Origin of the sequence: Undibacterium sp. Di24W, from assembly GCF_049340325.1 — a bacterium.
Classification (GTDB): domain Bacteria; phylum Pseudomonadota; class Gammaproteobacteria; order Burkholderiales; family Burkholderiaceae_D; genus Undibacterium.
This window is the reverse complement of record NZ_JBMPOP010000003.1, coordinates 520,428-541,657: the sequence shown is the minus strand read 5'-3', so window position 1 is coordinate 541,657 and position 21,230 is coordinate 520,428. Positions and strand designations below refer to the sequence as shown.

Annotated in this window: 19 protein-coding genes; 13 read left to right on the top strand and 6 right to left on the bottom strand. The window is 45.7% G+C overall.

The features are described from left to right. The first annotated feature begins 20 nt into the window (after positions 1-20). From fliI to ACO0KZ_RS08600, 11 genes are all read left to right on the top strand, one after another. The gene (fliI, locus tag ACO0KZ_RS08650; protein WP_422994741.1) at positions 21-1,412 is read left to right on the top strand and encodes a flagellar protein export ATPase FliI; all 1,392 of its coding nucleotides are present in this window, start codon (positions 21-23) and stop codon (positions 1,410-1,412) included. A 43-nt stretch (positions 1,413-1,455) separates the two neighbouring features. Next, positions 1,456-1,893: a flagellar export protein FliJ gene (gene fliJ / locus ACO0KZ_RS08645; RefSeq protein WP_422994739.1), complete on the top strand. Its 438-nt coding sequence runs from the start codon at positions 1,456-1,458 to the stop codon at positions 1,891-1,893. Positions 1,894-1,962: 69 nt separating this feature from the next. Further along, positions 1,963-3,666 carry a flagellar hook-length control protein FliK gene (locus tag ACO0KZ_RS08640; RefSeq protein WP_422994737.1) on the top strand — a complete coding sequence of 568 codons (1,704 nt, stop codon included), beginning with the start codon at positions 1,963-1,965 and terminating at the stop codon, positions 3,664-3,666. Positions 3,667-4,135: 469 nt separating this feature from the next. Beyond that, positions 4,136-4,630 carry a flagellar basal body-associated protein FliL gene (gene fliL / locus ACO0KZ_RS08635; RefSeq protein ID WP_422994735.1) on the top strand — a complete coding sequence of 165 codons (495 nt, stop codon included), beginning with the start codon at positions 4,136-4,138 and terminating at the stop codon, positions 4,628-4,630. A gap of 4 nt (positions 4,631-4,634) precedes the next feature. After that, on the top strand, positions 4,635-5,648 hold the full coding sequence (gene fliM, locus ACO0KZ_RS08630) for a flagellar motor switch protein FliM (protein WP_422994733.1): 1,014 nt from the start codon (positions 4,635-4,637) through the stop codon (positions 5,646-5,648). Continuing rightward, entirely contained in the window at positions 5,641-6,084 is a 444-nt protein-coding gene (gene fliN / locus ACO0KZ_RS08625; protein ID WP_422994731.1) for a flagellar motor switch protein FliN, read from the top strand. The genes fliM and fliN overlap by 8 nt, the downstream gene beginning before the upstream one ends. Positions 6,085-6,095: 11 nt before the next feature. Then, complete coding sequence (gene fliO, locus ACO0KZ_RS08620) at positions 6,096-6,545, top strand: flagellar biosynthetic protein FliO (protein WP_422994729.1); 450 nt, start codon at positions 6,096-6,098, stop codon at positions 6,543-6,545. Between the two features lie 6 nt (positions 6,546-6,551). After that, positions 6,552-7,337, top strand: a complete 786-nt coding sequence (fliP, locus tag ACO0KZ_RS08615) for a flagellar type III secretion system pore protein FliP (protein ID WP_422994727.1) — start codon at positions 6,552-6,554, stop codon at positions 7,335-7,337. A 10-nt stretch (positions 7,338-7,347) separates the two neighbouring features. Beyond that, positions 7,348-7,617 carry a flagellar biosynthesis protein FliQ gene (gene fliQ / locus ACO0KZ_RS08610; RefSeq protein WP_422994725.1) on the top strand — a complete coding sequence of 90 codons (270 nt, stop codon included), beginning with the start codon at positions 7,348-7,350 and terminating at the stop codon, positions 7,615-7,617. An 11-nt stretch (positions 7,618-7,628) separates the two neighbouring features. Further along, entirely contained in the window at positions 7,629-8,399 is a 771-nt protein-coding gene (fliR, locus tag ACO0KZ_RS08605; RefSeq protein ID WP_422994723.1) for a flagellar biosynthetic protein FliR, read from the top strand. Positions 8,400-8,537: 138 nt separating this feature from the next. Continuing rightward, entirely contained in the window at positions 8,538-10,121 is a 1,584-nt protein-coding gene (locus ACO0KZ_RS08600) for an NAD(P)H-hydrate dehydratase (RefSeq protein WP_422994721.1), read from the top strand. 6 nt (positions 10,122-10,127) lie between these two features. On the opposite strand, the gene ACO0KZ_RS08595 is transcribed toward ACO0KZ_RS08600, so the two are convergent. Continuing rightward, a complete protein-coding gene (locus ACO0KZ_RS08595) occupies positions 10,128-12,251 on the bottom strand; it encodes a sensor histidine kinase (RefSeq protein WP_422994719.1) in 2,124 nt (707 codons plus the stop codon). 73 nt (positions 12,252-12,324) lie between these two features. Then, a complete protein-coding gene (locus ACO0KZ_RS08590) occupies positions 12,325-13,074 on the bottom strand; it encodes a response regulator transcription factor (protein WP_422994717.1) in 750 nt (249 codons plus the stop codon). Positions 13,075-13,333: 259 nt separating this feature from the next. Between ACO0KZ_RS08590 and ACO0KZ_RS08585 the strand changes: the two genes are divergently transcribed. Both ACO0KZ_RS08585 and ACO0KZ_RS08580 read left to right on the top strand, forming a co-directional pair. After that, a complete protein-coding gene (locus ACO0KZ_RS08585) occupies positions 13,334-14,704 on the top strand; it encodes an SPFH domain-containing protein (protein WP_422994715.1) in 1,371 nt (456 codons plus the stop codon). 41 nt (positions 14,705-14,745) lie between these two features. Next, positions 14,746-16,206, top strand: a complete 1,461-nt coding sequence (locus ACO0KZ_RS08580) for a hypothetical protein (protein ID WP_422994713.1) — start codon at positions 14,746-14,748, stop codon at positions 16,204-16,206. A 116-nt stretch (positions 16,207-16,322) separates the two neighbouring features. Here ACO0KZ_RS08580 and ACO0KZ_RS08575 read toward each other — a convergent pair whose 3' ends face one another. The 4 genes from ACO0KZ_RS08575 to pheS form a co-directional block, all read right to left on the bottom strand. Beyond that, the gene (locus tag ACO0KZ_RS08575; protein ID WP_422994711.1) at positions 16,323-16,703 is read right to left on the bottom strand and encodes a MerR family transcriptional regulator; all 381 of its coding nucleotides are present in this window, start codon (positions 16,701-16,703) and stop codon (positions 16,323-16,325) included. Between the two features lie 20 nt (positions 16,704-16,723). Then, entirely contained in the window at positions 16,724-17,146 is a 423-nt protein-coding gene (locus ACO0KZ_RS08570) for an integration host factor subunit alpha (protein WP_422994867.1), read from the bottom strand. A gap of 208 nt (positions 17,147-17,354) precedes the next feature. After that, positions 17,355-19,781, bottom strand: a complete 2,427-nt coding sequence (gene pheT / locus ACO0KZ_RS08565; RefSeq protein ID WP_422994709.1) for a phenylalanine--tRNA ligase subunit beta — start codon at positions 19,779-19,781, stop codon at positions 17,355-17,357. A gap of 216 nt (positions 19,782-19,997) precedes the next feature. After that, the gene (pheS, locus tag ACO0KZ_RS08560; protein ID WP_422994707.1) at positions 19,998-21,014 is read right to left on the bottom strand and encodes a phenylalanine--tRNA ligase subunit alpha; all 1,017 of its coding nucleotides are present in this window, start codon (positions 21,012-21,014) and stop codon (positions 19,998-20,000) included. Positions 21,015-21,230 lie beyond the last annotated feature (216 nt).

Below are 21,230 nucleotides of genomic sequence, written 5' to 3'. Positions count from 1 at the left end.
GCAATCAAAGGCAGACTGAAATGAACGCCCCTCTATCACCACAACACTGGAAAGACCAATTGGCGAACAGTGTAAAACTGATTTCCCACATGCAGGCTGAAAGCATTTCTGGTCGCATTGTCAAAGTTACTGGTTTGATAATGGAGGCGGTTGGTATCAAATTGCCTGTTGGCAGTGCCTGCATCATTCATCTTCCGAATGACATAAAAATTGAAGCCGAAGTCGTGGGGTTTGATGGTGACCGCTTATTTTTGATGCCGCAAAGTGATCTCGACGGTGTAGTACCTGGCGCCGCAGTTGTGCCCGTGACGCCACCTGCAGATCATGATCCAAATCATCCACAGCGACGCAATAATGATAGAACCAAGCGACTTCCAGTCGGTTATGAACTGCTTGGTCGCGTGTTAGACGCAAATGGGCGTCCACTGGATACTTTGGGTCCGTTAGGTAACACAGCGACTGCTGCCTTGGGCGCGCGTATTTACAACCCGCTAGCACGAGCTCCAATCAAAGAAAAACTTGACGTGGGCATACGTGCAATAAATAGTATGCTGACCGTAGGGCGTGGCCAACGCCTCGGTTTATTCGCGGGCTCTGGCGTTGGTAAAAGCGTATTGTTGGGCATGATGGCGAGATACACCACGGCTGATGTCATCGTTGTCGGTTTGATCGGTGAACGGGGACGTGAGGTCAAAGAATTTATCGAAGAAATTTTGGGCGAAGAAGGCTTAGCACGCTCGGTTGTGGTCGCGGCACCTGCTGATGCCCCGCCATTGATGCGACTGCAAGGTGCAGCTTATGCAACGACTATTGCGGAATACTTCCGTGACCAGGATAAAAATGTTTTGCTGATCATGGACTCCTTAACACGGTATGCGATGGCACAGCGTGAAATTGCACTGGCCATTGGCGAACCCCCAGCAACCAAAGGCTATCCACCATCAGTTTTTGCCAAGCTGCCAATTTTGGTTGAGCGCGCTGGGAATGGTCGACTTGGTGGTGGCTCTATTACTGCTTTTTATACTGTTTTGACTGAAGGTGATGATCAGCAAGATCCGATTGCGGATGCTGCAAGAGCGATTTTGGATGGCCATATCGTTCTCAATCGAACTCTGGCAGAAAGTGGACATTATCCAGCAATTGATATTGAACAATCGATCAGCCGCGCGATGCATGGCATTACCTCGCCAGAACACCAAGCCTTATCCAGAAAGCTAAAACAGCTATATTCACGCTATGAACGTAGCCGAGACTTAATCAACGTAGGAGCCTACTCGGCCGGCGCAGACCCGGTATTGGATGAAGCGATACGGAAGTACGGTCGAATTCAAGCATTTTTGCAACAAGAAATCACGGAAAAGTCATCCATATCGCAAAGCTTAGAGGGACTTTCCTCGCTTTTCGACGCTTAAAATATTGGCCCGATACGTAAAATGAGAAAGTGATGAGAGCATTATGGCTGGATCGGCGCTAAGCACCTTGATTGAATTAGCAGAAAATGACGTGGAAAATGCTGCCAAAAATCTAGGACGAAGCATAAAGGCGAAAGATGAAGCAACCCAGCAATTAGGTCTACTGACGCAATACCGTGCAGATTATGAAGCCAGGCTACAAAACAATGCACAGCGCGGATTAACGGTTTCACAGTATGCCAATTTCCAAGGTTTTATCGGCAAATTAGACCAAGCGATTGAAGGCCAAAAGAAATTAATTATAGATGCCGAATACAGAGTCGAGATTGCGAAAAAATTCTGGCAAGAATGTGAGAAAAAACGCCTTTCCTACAAAACCTTGATAAATAGAAACATCGCTACAGAGCTCAAGAAAGAAAATAAACGCGATCAGAAACAAACCGATGAACGTGCAACCCGTACCCTTTTTTACAAGAAGTGATTTAAAAAAAAGATACCAATGACGATCAACGAAAAACTGAACATACTTCCGATTTTATAGGTGTCAAAAATGCCAAACACATCAACAGTTTCACAAGTTTTGCCGAGCTATACAGCGACTAAAGGCGGACAAACTTCGGCTGAATTAAAATCGAATAGCAACTTCAATCAAATACTCAAAAACGAAGTCGCCAACAAAGTAAAAAAAGCCCCTACAAATACGACTAAACAGTCGACCAATAATCCAGCGACTGAATCAGCAGCCAGCCAAAGAAGCATGGTTGCCAATAAGGATGTTCCATCAAACGAGAACAAAACTTCCACGGCTAATAGCGAATCCGACGAAGTCGACAATGCAAGTCTAGCGATTTCAGATGAAACAAATAACTTAATCAATTTTGTTGGCGATATCAGTGCTTTTACGCTTCCCGACATCGCTAAGAACGTGGATAACAGCGCCAGTGCCTCGCCAGACAAGTTCGACGTTTCGTCAGACAAGCTTTCATTGGACATGCTCGAAGTTCCGTCAGACTATCTTAACACTTCGATAGACAATCTCAAGGACGGCGCAGCATTGCCACCTTCCGCGCCAAAAGATACATCAATAGCAGTTAGCTCAACACCAACAAACAGCAATACTAAAGTAACGATGTTGGACAAAAAACCTACGGAGAGTCTGGCAAAATCATTGAAACCGACAACCGATACCCGCTCGGTCTTGAACGCCGATTCAGATTTAGCGGTCAAGCCAATCGCATCGGAACAAAAACAAAAAGTTGACCTCAACGAATCTACAAATTTGACATCTGGACATGAGCTCACGGACGGTACAGATGCCGACTCGGTGCTAGCAAACTCGAACCCAAGATTCGATAAAATTAGCGGCGATATCAATAAACAGCAAAGCAACGACAACAAAGTTCAACAGGATGTCAAAGATGTCGTCAACACCATACCGGTAGTAAACTCAGAACAACTATCGATGAATTTAAAAGCGGTGGAGCCAAAGGCAAATAGTGCGCCTCCATCAGTGGTCATTAACAGTTCATTGAACAATACAACAATCAAAACCAAGGGCGCTGAACAGCTTTCGAATCAGTTGCCTGAAGAAAGCCGAATAAGTCTAAATTCAAATGAACGCAGTGCCTCTGATCAATTTTCGGTTGATCTAAAAGCTCAGGTTCAAGAAACGCGGAAAAATAAGCTTGAGCCAAATAGAGAAAGTACACAAAACCTTCAAATCATCGAACCGCCTAGAGCTGAGTCAATGCCAGCATCGCCGCCCATTCAAGCCGCGGTAGAAGCAAATAGTATTTCATCGGCGTCGAATTTCATCGGGCCTAAAGTTGGTACCAAAGCGTGGGATCAGGCAATCGGTCAAAAAATCGTCTGGATGGTTGCTGGTGGAGAACAAAGTGCTCAACTCACGCTCAATCCTCCCGATCTTGGTCCGGTGCAAATCGTTTTAAGTATCAGCGACAGCCAAGTCGACGCTAGTTTCGTTTCATCCCACCTAGACGTGCGTGAAGCAATCGAAGCGGCAGCTCCCAAATTGCGCGAAATGATGGACAATGCAGGTATGTCACTTTCCGGGTTTTCAGTCGCTGCACAATCAACTCCTTCGGGCAATGCATTCACACCTGATAGCAACAACAGAAGCAACGGTAACAATCAAAAACAAGGGTTCTCTACCAATGCACAGGATTCAACACCGATTGCTGCGATGAACAATAGTCAATCCCATCCAAAAGGATTAGTAGACACGTTTGTATAGTGATAGCCTATGCCAAAGCTTAGAGATCAATCATTGAATTGAAACCTGGGCTTGAGTAGTATTAGAGTTGCTAAATCTCGAAGCAAGTTGCATTTTTTTAATCCAACTTGCTTCGTCTTTTGCAAATTCGAGCCAACTGGCCACTTATCGATTCAAAATCTTAAGTACAGACAACATCGTTTGCAACGTAGCCCCCTTCAAGACAAACCCGATAGTTGAAAACAATACTATAATCAATCCCAGAGAAACCATTCTTTTGTGAAACATGGGGCCACCTTAAAATTTGTCGTTTTCAGTACCGTCATGCGCCCTCTTGTTGCACATCAAAAAGCTAGATGTTTATCTCTATAAGAAGCAAAAATCGAGAGTAAAGCCCGAAATGCCACTCTTTTTTTCAGATAGCGATTCACTGACTTAGTGGATAATTTTTTCAAACGTAACAATATTTATGAAGTGGTGAAAGCCAACTATGTCAAAAGCCCCCGAAAAACCAGCAGCAGATGCGCCAGCAGGAAAATCAAAAAAGAAGCTATTTATCATAATAGGTGTGGCAGTGCTGTTGCTTGGCGCAATCGGCGGTGGCGCAGTATTTATGTTGTCAGGCAAAAAAAACACCAAAGAAAAAGAGCATAAAGAAGAAGTTGCAAAAGCACCTGTTTTTCTTCCTCTAGAGCCTTTCGTCGTCAATTTGCAATCGGACACTGGTGAAAAGTATTTGCAAGTACAAATGACACTACAAATCCCAGATGAGGCTCAGTCCAATTTAATCAAATCGAATACACCCCAGGTGAAAAGTCGTTTAATCATGCTCCTATCGAGCAAAGATGCTGGCGAGCTTTTAACGCCTGAAGGAAAAGACAAGTTGATTAAGGAAATTACCGAACAGGTTAACTTACCCTTCACACCAAAAGGCGATCCACAAAAAGTCAGCGGTGTGTTTTTTACTTCATTTGTAATCCAATAAAATCGTGTCCGATAATTTTCTTTCACAGGAAGAAGTCGATGCCCTACTAAAGGGCGTGACGGGTGATCAAGATGACGCAGAGTCACTTGAAGACACCTCGGGTGTCCGCCCCTATAATTTGGCAACCCAAGAACGTATTGTTCGTGGTCGTATGCCGACGTTGGAAATTATCAACGAACGATTTGCCCGCCTTTTGCGCATAGGCTTATTTAATTTTTTACGCCGCAGCGCTGAGGTGTCGGTTGGTACCGTGAAGGTATCGAAGTACAGTGAATTTATCCGAAATCTGGTTGTTCCCACCAATCTCAATTTAACTCACATGAAGCCACTGCGTGGCACATCGTTAATTGTTTTAGATCCGGGATTAGTTTTTCTCCTGGTCGACAACTTATTCGGTGGCGATGGGCGTTTTCACACCCGTGTTGAAGGTCGAGACTTTACACAGACGGAACAAAGGATTATTCAAAAAATACTCGAGATAATTTACGAAACCTACGCTAAATCTTGGGAACCCGTCTATCCCGTTCAATTTGAGTATATTCGTTCCGAAATGAACACCCAGTTCGCCAATATCGCGACACCAAATGAAGTGGTGGTTTCCACCACGTTTACGATAGAACTTGGGCCGGTAAGTGGTGAGATGCACATGTGCATGCCTTACTCCATGATAGAGCCAATACGCGATTTGCTAACCAGTAGTCTGCAAGGTGAAACTCTAGAAATCGACAAGCGCTGGGTACGCCTAATGACCCAACAGATTCAAATTGCAGAAGTAGAGATAGTCGCTGATCTTGGCACAGCAAGGATCAATCTTGGCGATATCTTAAATATGAAAGTAGGCGACATCATACCCATTGCTGTACCTGAAATCGTTTCAGCGAAAGTAGACGGAACACCCGTTATGGAATGTAAATATGGCGTCTTTAATGGGCAGTACGCACTTAGAGTTGACAAAATGCTAGGCTCTAGCGTCAACGATATAGCACACGAATCACTAAATGGAGAGACCAATGGATGACAATAACGACACCATCAACGAGGATGATTGGGGCGCCGCCATTGCTGAGCAAGAGAAAGCCGATGCGGAGGCAGCCGCACGCGCCGCAGCTGCCGCTGCAGCCCCACCCCCTCCTACCGCACTTTCTACAGGGGCTTTTCAAGAATTTGGTAAAGGTCCTCAAGCACAAACGTCTAACGATATCGATTTCATTCTCGATATCCCAGTTCAATTAACTGTTGAACTGGGACGTACTAAAATCGCCATTAAAAACCTCTTGCAATTAGCGCAGGGCTCTGTGGTTGAACTCGATGGTTTAGCGGGTGAGCCTATGGACGTACTCGTCAACGGTTGCTTAATTGCCCAAGGCGAGGTGGTCGTGGTGAATGACAAATTTGGTATACGTTTAACAGATATTGTGACGCCAGCCGAACGTATTCGTAAGCTGAACAAGTGAAGCAGTATCCTATGCAATTACACGCCAGATCTTGCCTGTTACTCGGTTCACTATTTGGGCTCTTAAGTAGCTCGGCATTGGCGCAAACGAAGGGACAGACAAGCGTGTCGCCAACCACAGGTTTGCTGCAAATATTTTTAGCTCTGGTAGCAGTGATTGGTTTAATGTTGTTGATCGCTTGGCTATTTAAACGCATAGGTCCGATCAACAGTATGAATAAAGTGCCTATGAAAGTTGTTGGTGGACTGAGCATAGGTAATCGTGAACGAATTATGGTGGTAGAAGTTGGTGATCAGTGGTTAGTGTTAGGCGTCACCGCACAACAAATCAATACCCTTAGCAGTATGCCAAAACAAGAGATTGCTACAGCAGACCCGGCACACGCAAATCCCAATCCAGAAAATCAATTTTCTCACTGGCTCAAAAAGACCTTAGACAAGCGCAATACACCTGAAACCTAAAGCATCATGAAAACCTTGCGCTCCCTCACCTCTCATTTCGCCAATGCGCTCGTACCGATCGCATTGCCTATCCTTATTTTTATCCTGTGCGTTCCCGATGTCGCTCTGGCGCAAAGCGGTGGCTTACCCGCTATAACAACGTCGCCAGCTTCGGGTGGCGGCCAAAATTATTCACTGAGTATTCAGACTTTAATTTTTCTAACATCGTTGGCATTTATTCCAGCGGCCTTGCTGATGATGACCAGCTTCACCCGCATCATCATCGTCCTCTCCTTATTGCGCCAAGCTTTAGGTACGCAATCGGCACCGCCTAACCAAGTTCTGGTTGGGCTATCCCTATTTCTGACCTTGTTTGTGATGGGGCCCGCATTTGATAAGATTTATGAAGATGCCTACCTACCCTTCTCAAAAAATGAAATCACTATGCAAAAAGCGATGGAGAAAGGTGTAGAGCCGCTCAAAACTTTCATGCTAAAGCAAACACGTGAATCGGATATTGCGTTGTACGTGCGTTTATCGAATACGCCAGCTTTACAAGGTCCTGAAGATATACCATTAAGGGTCTTGATTCCGGCTTTTATAACCAGTGAATTGAAGACCGCATTTCAAATTAGTTTTGCGATCTTCATACCATTTTTGATTATCGATATGGTAGTCGCGAGCGTCTTAATGGCGATGGGTATGATGATGGTTTCACCTTCTATCGTGTCGCTACCATTTAAGCTTATGCTATTTGTCTTAGTTGATGGTTGGCAGTTGTTGATTGGCTCGCTGGCACGCAGTTTCTATTAAAGGACAAAAAATGACACCCGATAGCGTAATGACCATGGGCAGGCACGCCATGGAAATCACCTTGATGATTTCAGCGCCACTACTCTTAGTTGCGCTAGGGGTTGGTTTGATCGTTAGTATTTTTCAAGCGGCAACACAAATTAATGAAACAACCCTATCTTTCATTCCTAAGTTGGTGGGTATCTTCGTGACACTAATCATTGCTGGTCCTTGGATGTTGTCGGTATTAGGTGATTATATGCGTGAAGTATTCACCGGTATTGCTACGATGGCTGGCTGAAAAAAGTCCTTATGATTTCCATCAACAGTAATGAGTTAATCAGTCTGATTGCAGCATTCCTGTGGCCACTCACACGCATTCTAGGCTTCATCGCTATCGCACCACCTTTCGGAAATAATGGTGTCCCAGTCCAAGTAAAAATCGCGCTCGGTGTATTCTTAGCGATGATCGTCGCACCAACGATAGATCCGATCCAAGGTGTAGACATGCTGTCGATTACCGGCATTATGGTTGTCTTGCAACAGTTCATTATTGGCATGGCAATGGGTTTCATGGTACGCATTGTATTCGCAGGTATAGAGATGGCGGGCGAGGTAGCGGGCCTTACTATGGGTCTGGGATTTGCGACCTTTTTTGATCCACAAACCAGAGGGCGCTCATCTGCTATTAGCCAATTTCTAGTTATCATCACAACTTTAGTATTTCTTTCATTGAATGTGCATTTGGTTCTTTTCGAGACGATCATCACTAGTTTTAAGAGTATTCCTATTTCCACCTCTTTGACGATGGGATTTAGTTTTCAAAAGCTAGCGATTTGGGGCGAAGAAATCTTCAAAATTGGTCTCTTAATCTCTCTGCCAATCGTCGCCGCTTTACTGATCACGAATATTGCGTTGGGAATCCTAACGCGTGCGGCGCCTCAGTTAAACATCTTTGGTATTGGTTTTCCAGTGACAATCGGCGTTGGCTTCTTGATGTTGAGTTTGATTCTGCCACACCTGTTACAGCCTATAGAAAACATGTTTCAACACTTAATTGATACGCTGTCTTCTCTTGGGTGACATGACTTTCATCGTTACTTGCGGACTATCAAGCAATAGCTAAGTAATTGTTCGAATTTAGGCGTTTCGTCAACTTGCACAATAGAATTAAGCAATATCAAGCTAAAATCACTTTAACTTACTCTCGAACCTCACACCATGCAAGCTCACTTGCTGTATCAAATTTCGCAAATACGTCAGCTTGAACAAAGCGCAAAAACCGCATTAGCGCCAGGAAATTTGATGCAGGCGGCTGGTGCAGCAGCTGCAAAATTAGCCGCTCAACTCATAGATGAAGCACACGCTAAAAGTCCAAGATTAAGTAACATAGACAGCCACAGAGCGATCTGCATTCTGGCGGGACCAGGAGATAATGGTGGTGATGCTTTCGAAGTCGCATATCAATTAGCACGCTTAGATCAGGCCAATCAACTTCAAATTCACGTTCTTGTTTGCGGCTCCATTGAGGATTATTCCGACGATGCTAAATTGAGCTTGCACCGAGCAAAGTCAAGGAATTGTCGTTGGTTACAGCTCGACGAAATCCAAAAATTCGATCCTAAGCAATACATTCTAATTGTCGACGGATTGTTCGGCATAGGCTTAAACCGCCCAATCACAGGAGAAATTGCATCTCTCATTGAAGCCATTAACAAACAAGTTCATCAAATCAGCCAGTGCCCTGTATTGGCCTTAGATGTGCCTAGCGGTTTGAATGCGAACACAGGGCAAATCATAGGTTCAGGCGCTGTGGGTATCGCACTCATCGCCAGCCACACAATTACGTTCATTGGCAACAAGCCTGGACTACATACGGCTCAAGGAAAAGACTATGCAGGCGTCGTCCGCGTCGACGATCTAGGCGTCGAAAAGCATCTCTATCCCGCGCCCTACGCGCGCTTGTCGACCCGCGCTGAACTTTCAACCTTAGTTAAACCGCGCAAACAGGACAGTAACAAAGGTAGCTATGGCGACGTCATCGTCGTTGGCGGCGGCGCCGGCATGCAAGGAGCACCGTTGCTAGCAGGACGCGCCGCTTTATATACTGGCGCTGGACGTGTACACGTAGAATTTGTTGAGGCCTTTAGTGGGATAGATTTTTCCCACCCTGAACTCATGTGCAGGCTCGCAGAGTCTAGTGATTTTTCAGCTAAGAACCTAGTCATTGGTCCGGGTCTGGGTGACTCACAAAAAGCTATAGCAATTTTACGACTAGGCTTGGTACAAACACCCACCATAGTCATCGATGCAGACGCATTAAACTTGCTTTCAAAGCATGCAGATCTGGCGCAATTGTGTCGTGACAGATCACTTCAATCATGGCATACCATCATCACGCCCCACCCTTTAGAAGCGGCACGTTTGTTGAATTGCAGCGCGACCGATGTTCAAAATGATCGTTGCCAGGCTGCACAAACCTTGGCGAAAAAATTTCAAGCGACTGTCGTTCTAAAAGGTGCAGGTAGTGTCATCGCCGACCAAGAACATATCACCATCAATAGCAGCGGCAATCCTGCCTTGGCGACAGCTGGTACTGGCGACGTCTTAGCTGGTGTCTGCGGTACCTTATTGGCACAAGGATTAAATGCGCTTGACGTTGCACGTCTCGCTACTTTTATCCATGGCCTAGCCGCTGACGATTGCGTAAAAAATGGCTTGGGTCCAATTGGTTTGAGTGCAAGCGAGATAATTCCTGCGATACGAACGGCATTAAACCAACTTGTCTATCCAAACCACAACTAGTTTGGTTTAACTCATACCTAACATTAAAGTTAGTACAAAATCCACCCCCCCTTCCACGTTTTGCGCTTTAATGGTGCCGCCCATTTTTGCCATATACGTTTGCGCCACAAACAAGCCCTGACCACGATTGCCGTTTGCCCCGGATTCCAATTGATCTGACACACCGTACTCAAATATTTTCTCTAACATGGTGTCCGGAATGTGCGAGCCACGATTATGGATGCTGATACTGACACTAAGTTCATCAACCGCCATCCGGATACTGATCACGCTTCCAATGGGGCGATAACGATCGGCATTTTTCAAAATATGCGTAACGACGTCCTCCAAAGAATATTCATCGGCTTTTACTTTTATATTCTTATGACGTCCGATGGGCGCTACGAACTCAACTTGGTCGACACCAATACACGTCGCATTACGTGCTACATGTACTAAGAACTCGACAATATCGATTTCTTCCAGCTGCAATACCGTAGTCTGAAAAGCCTCGCTAGGTGTTGCGCTGCCGTATAAAACTTTGATCGCTTGTTGCATACGACTGATATAACGATGACTTTGATCATCCGGTGACTGATGCAAAACCATTAGAGACTGCAGGGGCGACATAATCTCATGACCTACCGCATGCCACATCTGCTTTTCTTGCTCAGTCCGTATAGTTTCGCGCTCGACGTCTTCCTTAACACGTCTTAACAGATCATGCAGCGCACTCGCCAACACACCTAATTCATCAGGGCTGCGTAAGTCACTCACGTCCAATTGATCAAGCTCACCAGCGTCTTTCATAGTGCGTGACAAAGTCGCTGCACGTTTAGTCAATAAAGTAATGCGCCGAATGATATTAATTTCTATCAATAACCATGCCAATAACAAGGCAAGTAACATACCGCCCACGAACCAGGATACACGCGTCGCAACCACACTCAAGCTTTTACTAATGCTACGCACGTCACCTTTCAAATTAATTTCATAATTATCCAAAGCCGTGCTAATCAAATCATTACCAACTAAAGGTGTATCGTACTCATCAACCGGCAAGCGCCTGATTAAACGGGTCAATAGGTTCCATGAGCCTTCTTCTTGTTCAACTTCACCTAGTAACTGAATAACATCCTTTTTATCGGAGGCTTTGCGTATCGTTAAGCTCTCGCCTGGCAACAAGATGGTATTTAAATCACGCAAAGAAAATGGTGTGGCGGTCGGCACGCTTCTGCTATCCAATAGCGCTATTTCACCCCCTGGCGCCAACACACTTAGTGCAACCTGGATTTGATCCAAATCTTGTGGCGGCCACACTGGACGTTTTTTTTCAAACAATGCTTCCTGCAATATGGCGATGGGAAGGCGCAAGGAAAAAAACGTGTTGCGCAGGCATTTTGGATTCTTGTCTAGATTTAAGTTTTCTGAACCAACTAAATGAGCGGTGTCCTTATCGGCATCATTACAAATCGCTTTCTGCCAGGCCCAACCACGAAAATCACGCACCGGACGCTGATTAGGCTTTGTGATGTCGCTTTCGACAAATCCTACCCAACGACCACGCATACCAACATTCGCTTTGCTGCTAGATTCTTCTTCAAACGGTGCTATCCATTGATAGTGTTCACCACGCAAAGAGACACTGACGCGTATTCGATGAGCTTCATCCCGCACCATTTGTCCACGGGGACGCGAGACTAAAGCTGCGCTATTAAAACTGCCGGCCACATAAATAAAACCACCCGCCCAAGGATTATTTCCAATGCCGACACACAAGGATCCATGCTCACCGTACTGCACCAGACAGCCCGACATCGTAATCGCTTGCTGAACCTTACTTTGATCATCAAAATCAAGTGCAGAAAATGGCAAGAGCAAAGGATGCAAAGCATTTACATCCTTTACTGATCCCTTATCTTCAACCGCGCTACGTGGATTGAGCAAAGCCAACTGTCCGGCAGGATGACGTAAAGTTGCAGTAATTTGATTGCGGGTCTTATTAAAGTTGGCTTGATAATTGTTGTAACTGAGTTGTTTTTCCTGCTGCAACACCGAAAGCGCCAATCCAATTGTTGCCACGCCTAGCAACAAAAATATACCGCGAAAAAGTAAACGTAAGCGATACGAGGAAAGCAGGATTTTTTTCATGAGGAATATTCTGGATTTTTACTAAAAACCTAATGTCTCAAGGGCATTTTTCCGACACTCATTGAACGACATGCTAGGTACTTGCCACCCAACGAAAGCCGCGCATAGGGACATTTTCTATGCCTTCAAATGCTGGATCGATTTCACGAAAAGCATCGCGTATCGTACTCACATGCTTACGAATATTGTCACGATTACGACCGCTCTTGACGACTTCGTATAAATCATCATACGACACAACCTGACCACGTTTTTCAAACATCACGGCGAGTATGCGCTGCGCCGTTAAAGGTAAGTTAATGCGTTGCCCACGCCAAGTCGGGGTGCGTTGCCGTAAAGGATCCATACTTAAAGAATCGATGACCGGTGGCTTCTCCTCTTTCTTCTGACTACTTGATATTCTTTGCTGGCGACGCTCTTTTACCGCGCGCAGCATATCAAGAAAAGTCTCAATAAAATCGGCCTCTTCGAATGTCGCTTTCTGTAAATAATCCCAGGCATCTAATGCTTTCATGATGCTACGATAAATGGTCGCGGGCATAGCCGAGACCACTAAAACTGGTGTTGCCTGACCGTCGCCATCCTTACCTATATTCTTATTGATCGCCTTAATAATAGCGACACCCGCATGCCGCTCACGTCCCAGTTCAATATCTAAAACCACCAGATCGTAATACTCACGTGCAATCGCCGCTTCAGCGTCATCACGATTAAACCATTGATCGATTTGTATTCCTGGCTTCGCAGCTTCTATCCAAGCTTTGAATTGATTACTAGTTGGCAGATCGTCTTCAATGACAGCAACTTTGACTAGATTCGACACAAAACACTCCCTCCTACTTTATGTGCATCCAGTATCCCTGTTTTCTCACAAAAAGTCAGTGCTGTCCCGTGAGTTTTTCTTCACAAGCTAGCATGGATATTCCGTTTTATTAGCAAATACGACTTAGCAGTGACGATAGCTCCCGCAAAACAGCATTGAATCCTCCGCACCTGACAAAGCAAGATACGTCTTAGGGAAACGCATAAAAATATGCGAGCGAACTCTGACCCTAAACCAACATTTAATTTCAGGAGGCAACATGGCAAATCGTCTTAAATCCATCGTCAACGCAATACGTTCCACATTATCCTCTGTGTTTACATCCGGTTTTACTGCGCGCACATCATCTCAATCCGATATTGGAACAGTCTCTCCACCCAACAGCGATGCGGATACGGAATACCAAAGTGACTATCCCTCTGAATTTCAGGTTAAAGCGCCATGGATAAGTAAAGCTAGCGTAAAAAAAGTCGCTGTTTTCGGCGCCTTAGGTGCGTTCGTCTATGCGGTGTATACCCATCCCCCAATTCAAACTATTAGCCGCGGTCAAGTTGGTGTTCGTTCTAATTTATTCACGGGAAATGTTGCGCAATTTCGCGAAGGCAGTGTCATCGTCATCCCTGGCATCTATCAATTACGCAAATACTCGTTACAAGATCAGCTATACCGCCCCAACAAAACCAGCGCAGAAAACGAAGCACCGTTTCAGTCCATCGAAGGTTTATCGCTGGGCGTTGATCTCACTGTACGTTATGCCATTGACCCTAGCAAATTGACCAGCACAGGCAAAGGCTTACCTGACAATATCAATGTAGACATTGTCGAGCCCATGGTGCAAGGCGTAATGTACAAAGCCTTCACCCGGTACACAGTGAAAGAAATTTTTTCCACTAAACGTGCAGAGATTCAACAAATTATAGAAGCCGAATTGAAGCCTAAATTAGCCAACGACGGCATTCTTTTACATGCAGTGATGATAGGCAAAATTGATCTTCCAGCTGATTACAAACGTGGCATGGAAAAACTGTTAGCGGAAGAACTAGAAAGCGAAAAAATGCATTACACCTTAGAACTCAAAGAAAAACAAGTGAAGCAAACCGCACTGGAATCTGATGCAGAGAAGATACGTCGCGAAAAAGCCGCGGAAGCAGCGGGCAATGAACAGGTGATTGCGGCTAAGGCGCAAGAAGAGGCAATGAAACACGTTTTGCCGTTTAAGCAAAAACAAATCGAACAAAGACAATTAGAAGCTGAAGCAGCAAAAATATCTATGATCAAAACTTCAGAAGGAAATGCACAATCGCGTGTGATCGAAGCCGCAGGTGAAGCCGATTCACGTCGTAAGTTAGCAGATGCTGACGCCTATCGTCAGGAGTTAGTCGGCAAGGTCTCCAGCGCGCAATTGGAACGCGATGGTGCCTTATTGTCCAAGCACCCTTTGCTGATTCAAAAAACCATGGCGGATAAACTCTCAGACAAGATCTCCGTCATCATTGCCCCACCTCCTGCTGATGGTAGTTTTATTGGATCAGCCTTGCTCGGAACTGGCAAAACGCAAAACAATGGATTGACAAATACTGCGACCAACAAGGAAGCTAGTCAAACTGAAAACAATACCGAGAATAACTAAGCTCCGTTCAAAATCAGCATTTCGTACCATAGAGGAAAATCATGTTATCAAGCATTACCGCGGCAGCTGCCTCCAGCCTAATCGCTATCGTCACTCAAGATCAGGCGGCGCTGCGCGCAGCTCCCAAAGACAGCGCGCAGCAACAAGTCGTTTTATGGCAAGGCGATAGTTTGGAAATTCGAGGCGAGCGCATGGACTACTTGCAAGTGTATGACCATAGACGTGAACGCGCAGGTTTCATCAAAGCGAGTCAAGTACGGCTAGTACCGTTGGATCCCGACGATGCGCCCGATAGCTTTGCGGTGATCCGATTCCTACGCGATACACCTGGTGCCGAGGCACTTGGCATCAGTTACACCGCTGCCTATTTAAAAGCCGCACCTGCTAAGCAGATCGGGGCTGAAGCCTTTGACGCATTGGGTAGCATGGCGGAACGCTTGGCACGACGCTCGACCAATTTGCAAAGCCAATTGGGATCCACTACGAAACCTGCAAAGCAAATTGAAACAACGATCGCCGCACATCTGGAAGTTGCTAGCTATTACGGTGTACAGTTTAAGAGTTTCGAACGCGAAGGCCGGATTCAATTATGTTATGACGGCGAGGCCTTTCGCCGCGTACTCGCCATGAATGCCAGTAGTGAACAAAAAGCTCGTGCAGCTTTAGCGTTGACCCGAGCAGAATGCATCGATCCCGCCACACGCCCACTGGAGAAATTCGCCATCGATAACTGGCGCGCCGAGGTCCTAGATCGCGTCGACACCAACAATCTGAGTGAGCTCCTCAAAAACCGCATCAAGATGCGCAAAGCCAGCGTGTGGTCCAGTATTGCCTACCAACGTAGTCGCAAAAAAGAAGACGTGCAAGCCGCTGGTAATCGCGCCTTATTAGAACTTGCGTCGGTGAATAAAGAAGAAATAACTGACGAAGATAAGCAGAGTTATGCCGATGCGGGTGTGCGCGTAGGTACAGCGCGCTGGGCTGCGGAGTTGGCAGTCAATACAATAAGCAATCTACAAATCATCACCAGCCCGGGTGATGCTGGGGAAACCTGCGTGCACTTGATTGACACTAAGCGTGAAAATAAGCACGACATCAAAACCCCGCTTGCTACACGCTGTACATATAGTGTGGTGTGGCAAGCCTCGGCGCGTACCAACCCGCACAACACGGCACTAACACTGGCAGTGCAACCCATGGACACCTGGCGTGAACTTTGGCTATTCCATCAAACAAATACAGGTTGGGTAATCGACGTTTTACCACCCGCCAATACTGATCCTAATTTAGGTTATGTAGAATTTGCCGGTTGGGTGCCTGCTACCAACAAAATGTTAGTAGCCCGAGAAGCTAAAGTAGATGGCGTATTTAAACGCCGCTTTGAAGTCGTGAATATGGAGACACTACAAACTGAAAACGGTGCGGACCAGCCTGCCTCGTTGAATGTCTTTTACAAATGGCAGGATCCAATGTGGAAACATCAGACGGTGAGTTTGCGGTGATGCTTTGAGGTTGATTATATGTAAGTTGGTGCTGACCGAAATCAAGCCTGGCGATGTTAGAGCTTCGAATATAAGTTGGGCTTCGCTTTGCTCAGCGCAACGTACATTAGAATTCGCTATAACTTCAAAAGACCCAACAAAGCCTGTAGTTCGCTACGAATCTGCGCGAAATTCGCAGTCTCAATTTTATTATCGCTAGCTTCAACTTTCACTTCGTCATGCGCGACTTGGTTATTAAGTTTATTCCGCGCACCATTGATAGTAAAACCCTGCTCATAAAGCAACTCGCGAATACGGCGGATCAGCAGCACTTCATGATGCTGATAATAACGACGATTCCCACGTCTTTTTACTGGTTTAAGCTGGGCAAATTCTTGCTCCCAATAGCGCAATACATGCGGTTTCACACCACATAAATCGCTGACTTCACCTATCGTGAAATAGCGTTTGGCGGGAATAGGAGGCAACACGAGGTTTTCCATTGTGACGTCACTCATAAGGCAAACATAGGAGAAAATTACGCAGCGTTAATACCGTTAAACTGGCTAAAAGAATGCAGATCATCAACCATGCTTTTTAACTTTTGGCTAGCATGGAAAGTGACTACACGACGCGCGGTGATCGGAATTTCTTCCCCGGTTTTTGGATTACGTCCAGGGCGTTGTGGCTTGTCGCGCAACTGAAAATTACCGAAGCCGGAAAGTTTAACTTCAGCCCCCCGCTCCAAAGCATCACGAATCTCACCAAAGAAGGTTTCAACCATATCTTTCGCTTCGCGCTTATTCAAACCCACTTGTTCGAATAACAGTTCTGCGAGCTCTGCCTTGGTTAAAGTCGGCAAATCTTTTTCTGCCTTAGAACGCGCCTGCGCTTCATTCATGGCGCGTTTTAAATCTTCATCCAACAGCGTTTGAAGATCTGCAGAATTTACGTCGTTCATCATTATTTACCTATTCTTTACCCAGTTATTCTTGAAGGGTGTCTATTTCTTTTCGTAGAGTGCGCTAGGCGCGCCGCCGTCTCTATTCATTTTGCTCGACGCTACGAATAGCGCATCAGACCTCTAGCTTCTCGATTCACTGAAATGCGTTGACGCCCCTACTTGCCATGATGAATTGGCATTCAGGGCGTCAAAAAAAGCAATGAATTTAACGAAGTCTCGCTGAAACACCGGCGGTCGCAGCGGCAACCAAAGCTGCCATCGCCAACTCGACTGTTTCATCTTGTAAGGTATTCTGAGTATCTTGCAAGCTAAAGCGGAAAGCAAGACTTTTCTCATCATTTTCCAAACCTTTGCCACGATATTCATCAAATAAAACAAGGTCTTGCACGATTTTACAAGATTCTGCTTTGTTTATTTCCGCATGGAAAACGTCGATCAAATCTTGAGTGGAAACGGTTTGTTTCACAACCAAAGCTAAATCACGTGTAACCGCTTGGAACTTAGAAATTTCACGATGTGTCGGCAAATTAAGGGCCTGCAATGCAGATGCCTCGACTTCAAATAAGATAGGCGCTAAAGGCAAATCATATTTCTGTTGTAATCGTGGATGCAACTCACCTATCAGACCAATGACTTTACCATCGCACTCGACTTGCGCAGAACGTCCTGGATGTAAAGCGGGATGGTCAATTTTATTGAAACGCAGCACCTTTGGTGCAAATAAATTCTCCAAGTCTGACTTCAAGTCAAAGAAGTCAACATTACGTGTCGCTTGTCCCCACTGCTCTGCAGCAACTGGTCCATAGGCTAACGCAGCCAAACGTTTAGGCTGATCGTATCCGGCAACAGTTAATGCCCCATCAGTCACAGCCTCGTCGCGCAAATATACCGCTGCCAATTCAAAAATTCGCACACGATTTAGTTTGCGATTCAGGTTGTAACGTGTGTTTGCTACCAAACTTGCAATCAGACTGGTACGCATAACACTCATTTGACTGGCAATTGGATTTTGCAGTTTGATAGGATTTTCGTTACCACAGAAATCTTTTTCCCAAACCTCTTCCACGAAACTGTAATTAACGACTTCTTGATAATCTAAGTCGGCAATTTGACGACGCAAAGTAAATGCGGAGCGGGTATTTTCCGGCGCAATTAACATCGCGTTTGGTGCGACTGGCGGCAAGGACGGGATATTTTCAAAACCATACACGCGCACCACTTCTTCGATCAAATCTTCTTCGATTTCGATATCGAAACGATAGGACGGTGGTGTAACTGAAAACAAGCCTGGTTCTTGCGTGAAATGTAAACCAAGACGTGTAAAGATATCAGCGATTTGCGCATCAGTAAAATCTACGCCAATCACTTTATTGGCACGTGCAGTACGCAATTTTACTGGTAGGCGTTTCGGTAAGTTCACCACGTGATCATCAACAGGGCCGACTTTGACGTGCTCGGTGCCGCCACAAATTTCCACAATCAATGCCGTGATGCGCTCCACGTGTTCAACGATAGATTCGAAGTCGACACCACGTTCATAGCGGTGCGCTGCATCGGTAGAGAAATTATATTTGCGGGCACGACCTTGAATTGCCTGCGGCCACCAGAAAGCGGATTCTAAATAGATATTTTCTGTATCTAAAGTCACGGCAGTTGAATCGCCGCCCATGATACCAGCCAAAGATTCAATTTCTTGATGATCTGCAATCACACCAACCCACTCATCAACCGCAACCGTGTTGCCATTTAAGAGTTTTAAAGACTCACCAGCTTTACCCCAACGCACATCGAGGCCGCCATGAATTTTATCGAGATCAAATACATGGCTAGGACGACCTAATTCCAACATCACATAATTAGAAATATCAACCAATGCAGAGATTGGTCGCTGACCACTGCGCTCAAGACGTTGTTTCATCCAATCCGGTGTCGGCGCTTTTGCATTCACGCCACGTATTACACGACCAACAAAGCGGCCACACAAATCTGGCGCACTGATTTTCACTGGCAGTTTTTCAGTCAAAGCCACCGGCACAATATGCGCCTCTGGCAAATGCATAGACGTACCTGTCAATGCTGACACTTCTCGTGCCACACCGAGAACGGACAAGCAATCAGCTTTGTTTGGCGTCAACTTGATCGTGAATTTCAAATCATTTAACTGATAATAATCGCGGAAATTCTGACCGACTTGTGCATCAGCTGGCAAATCCATCAGACCACCGTGATCTTCGGATAATTTCAATTCGCGTGCCGAGCACAACATGCCTTGCGACTCAACGCCACGTAACTTACCTACCTTGATCAAGAATGGCTTGCCATCAGCACCTGGTGGCAACACTGCACCAGCCGTTGCACATGGCACTTTCATACCAACGCGGACGTTCGGTGCGCCGCAGACGATATTCAACAACGTCCCAGTACCAACATCAACCTGACACACATTCAGGCGATCTGCATCAGGGTGCTTAGCGATCTCGCGAATCTCAGCGACAACCACATTGCTGAACGGTGGAGCAACCGGCTCCACTTCTTCTACTTCCAAACCTGCCATCGTCAATAAGTGAGACAACTCATCCGAAGTCATGTTCGGATCAACCATGGTACGTAACCAGTTTTCAGAAAATTGCATAATTCAACCGTGATGTTGATGGTGTACTTCGCAGTACGGAATAAATCAAAAAAAGAGACTACATCGAAACCGAAAACCTCTCAACGCTGAGGCGCTAAGACGCAGAGAAAAACTTGAGAAAATCTTTACGTCGCATTTGAATTTCTCTGTGCACCTCAGCGCCTCTGCGTATCGGCATTGAGGGGTTTTAATTCAATTATCCAGCTTATTCTCAGTCTAATTAAACTGTTTCAAGAATCGTAAATCGCCTTCGTAGAACAAACGCAAATCGCTAACGCCATAACGCAGCATCGTCAAACGTTCTAAACCAGAGCCAAATGCAAAACCAATATATTGTTCAGGATCGAGTCCCATGTTCTTAATGACGGATGGATGTACCTGACCTGAGCCGGATATCTCTAACCAGCGACCTTTTAAAGGGCCGCTGCCAAAGGCGATGTCGATTTCAGCTGATGGTTCGGTAAATGGGAAATACGACGGACGGAAACGTACTTGCAAATCATCGGTCTCAAAGAAGGCTTTGACGAAATTCAAATACACACCTTTGAGATCCGCGAAGCTAATGTCTTCTGCGATCCACAAACCTTCAACTTGATGAAACATCGGTGAATGCGTTGCATCGCTATCGACACGATAAGTGCGACCTGGTGCGATCACTTTAATCGGTGGTTTGTTCATGCGAGCATAACGCACCTGCATAGGACTGGTATGCGTACGTAGCAGCAAAGGCTTACCGGAGGTATCGTTACCTTCAACATAAAAAGTATCTTGCATAGAACGTGCAGGATGATTTTCTGGGCTATTCAAGGCGGTAAAATTGGTCCAGTCGTTTTCAATTTCCGGGCCATCAGCCACGTCAAAGCCAATCGAACGGAATATTTCCTCTACGCGCTGCCACGTACGCATCACAGGATGAATACCACCCATGCCACGGCCACGTCCTGGCAACGTCACATCGATCGCTTCAGCGTTTAAACGTGCTTCCATTTGCGCATTAGCCAGGCCATCGCGACGTGCTGTCAATGCATTTTCAATTTTTTCTTTGGCGACATTAATCACGGCACCCTGAACTTTACGTTCATCAGGCGCGAGCTTGCCTAGGCTTTTCATTTGCTCAGTAATTTGGCCGGATTTACCAAGATATAAAGCTTTCGCGTTTTCTAAGGCGGCAGCATCAGGCGCTGCAGCAAAATCAGCGATGGCTTGGGTTACGATTTGATCTAAGGGATTCATGCGATTTTTCCCACTTCGTGTGGATGATAGAAAATTACGAGTCTCTACAACTAAATACAATATCTTCACACAAGACAAAAGAACTAACCGCATAGGCGCAGAGTACGCAGAGAAAGGAAAGTTTTTCTCTGCGTACTCTGCGCCTCTGCGGCTCAAGCTTTTTTATGTGTACAGCTTGAATACCGCATTCAAAGACTCACACAAAATAATTCCGTC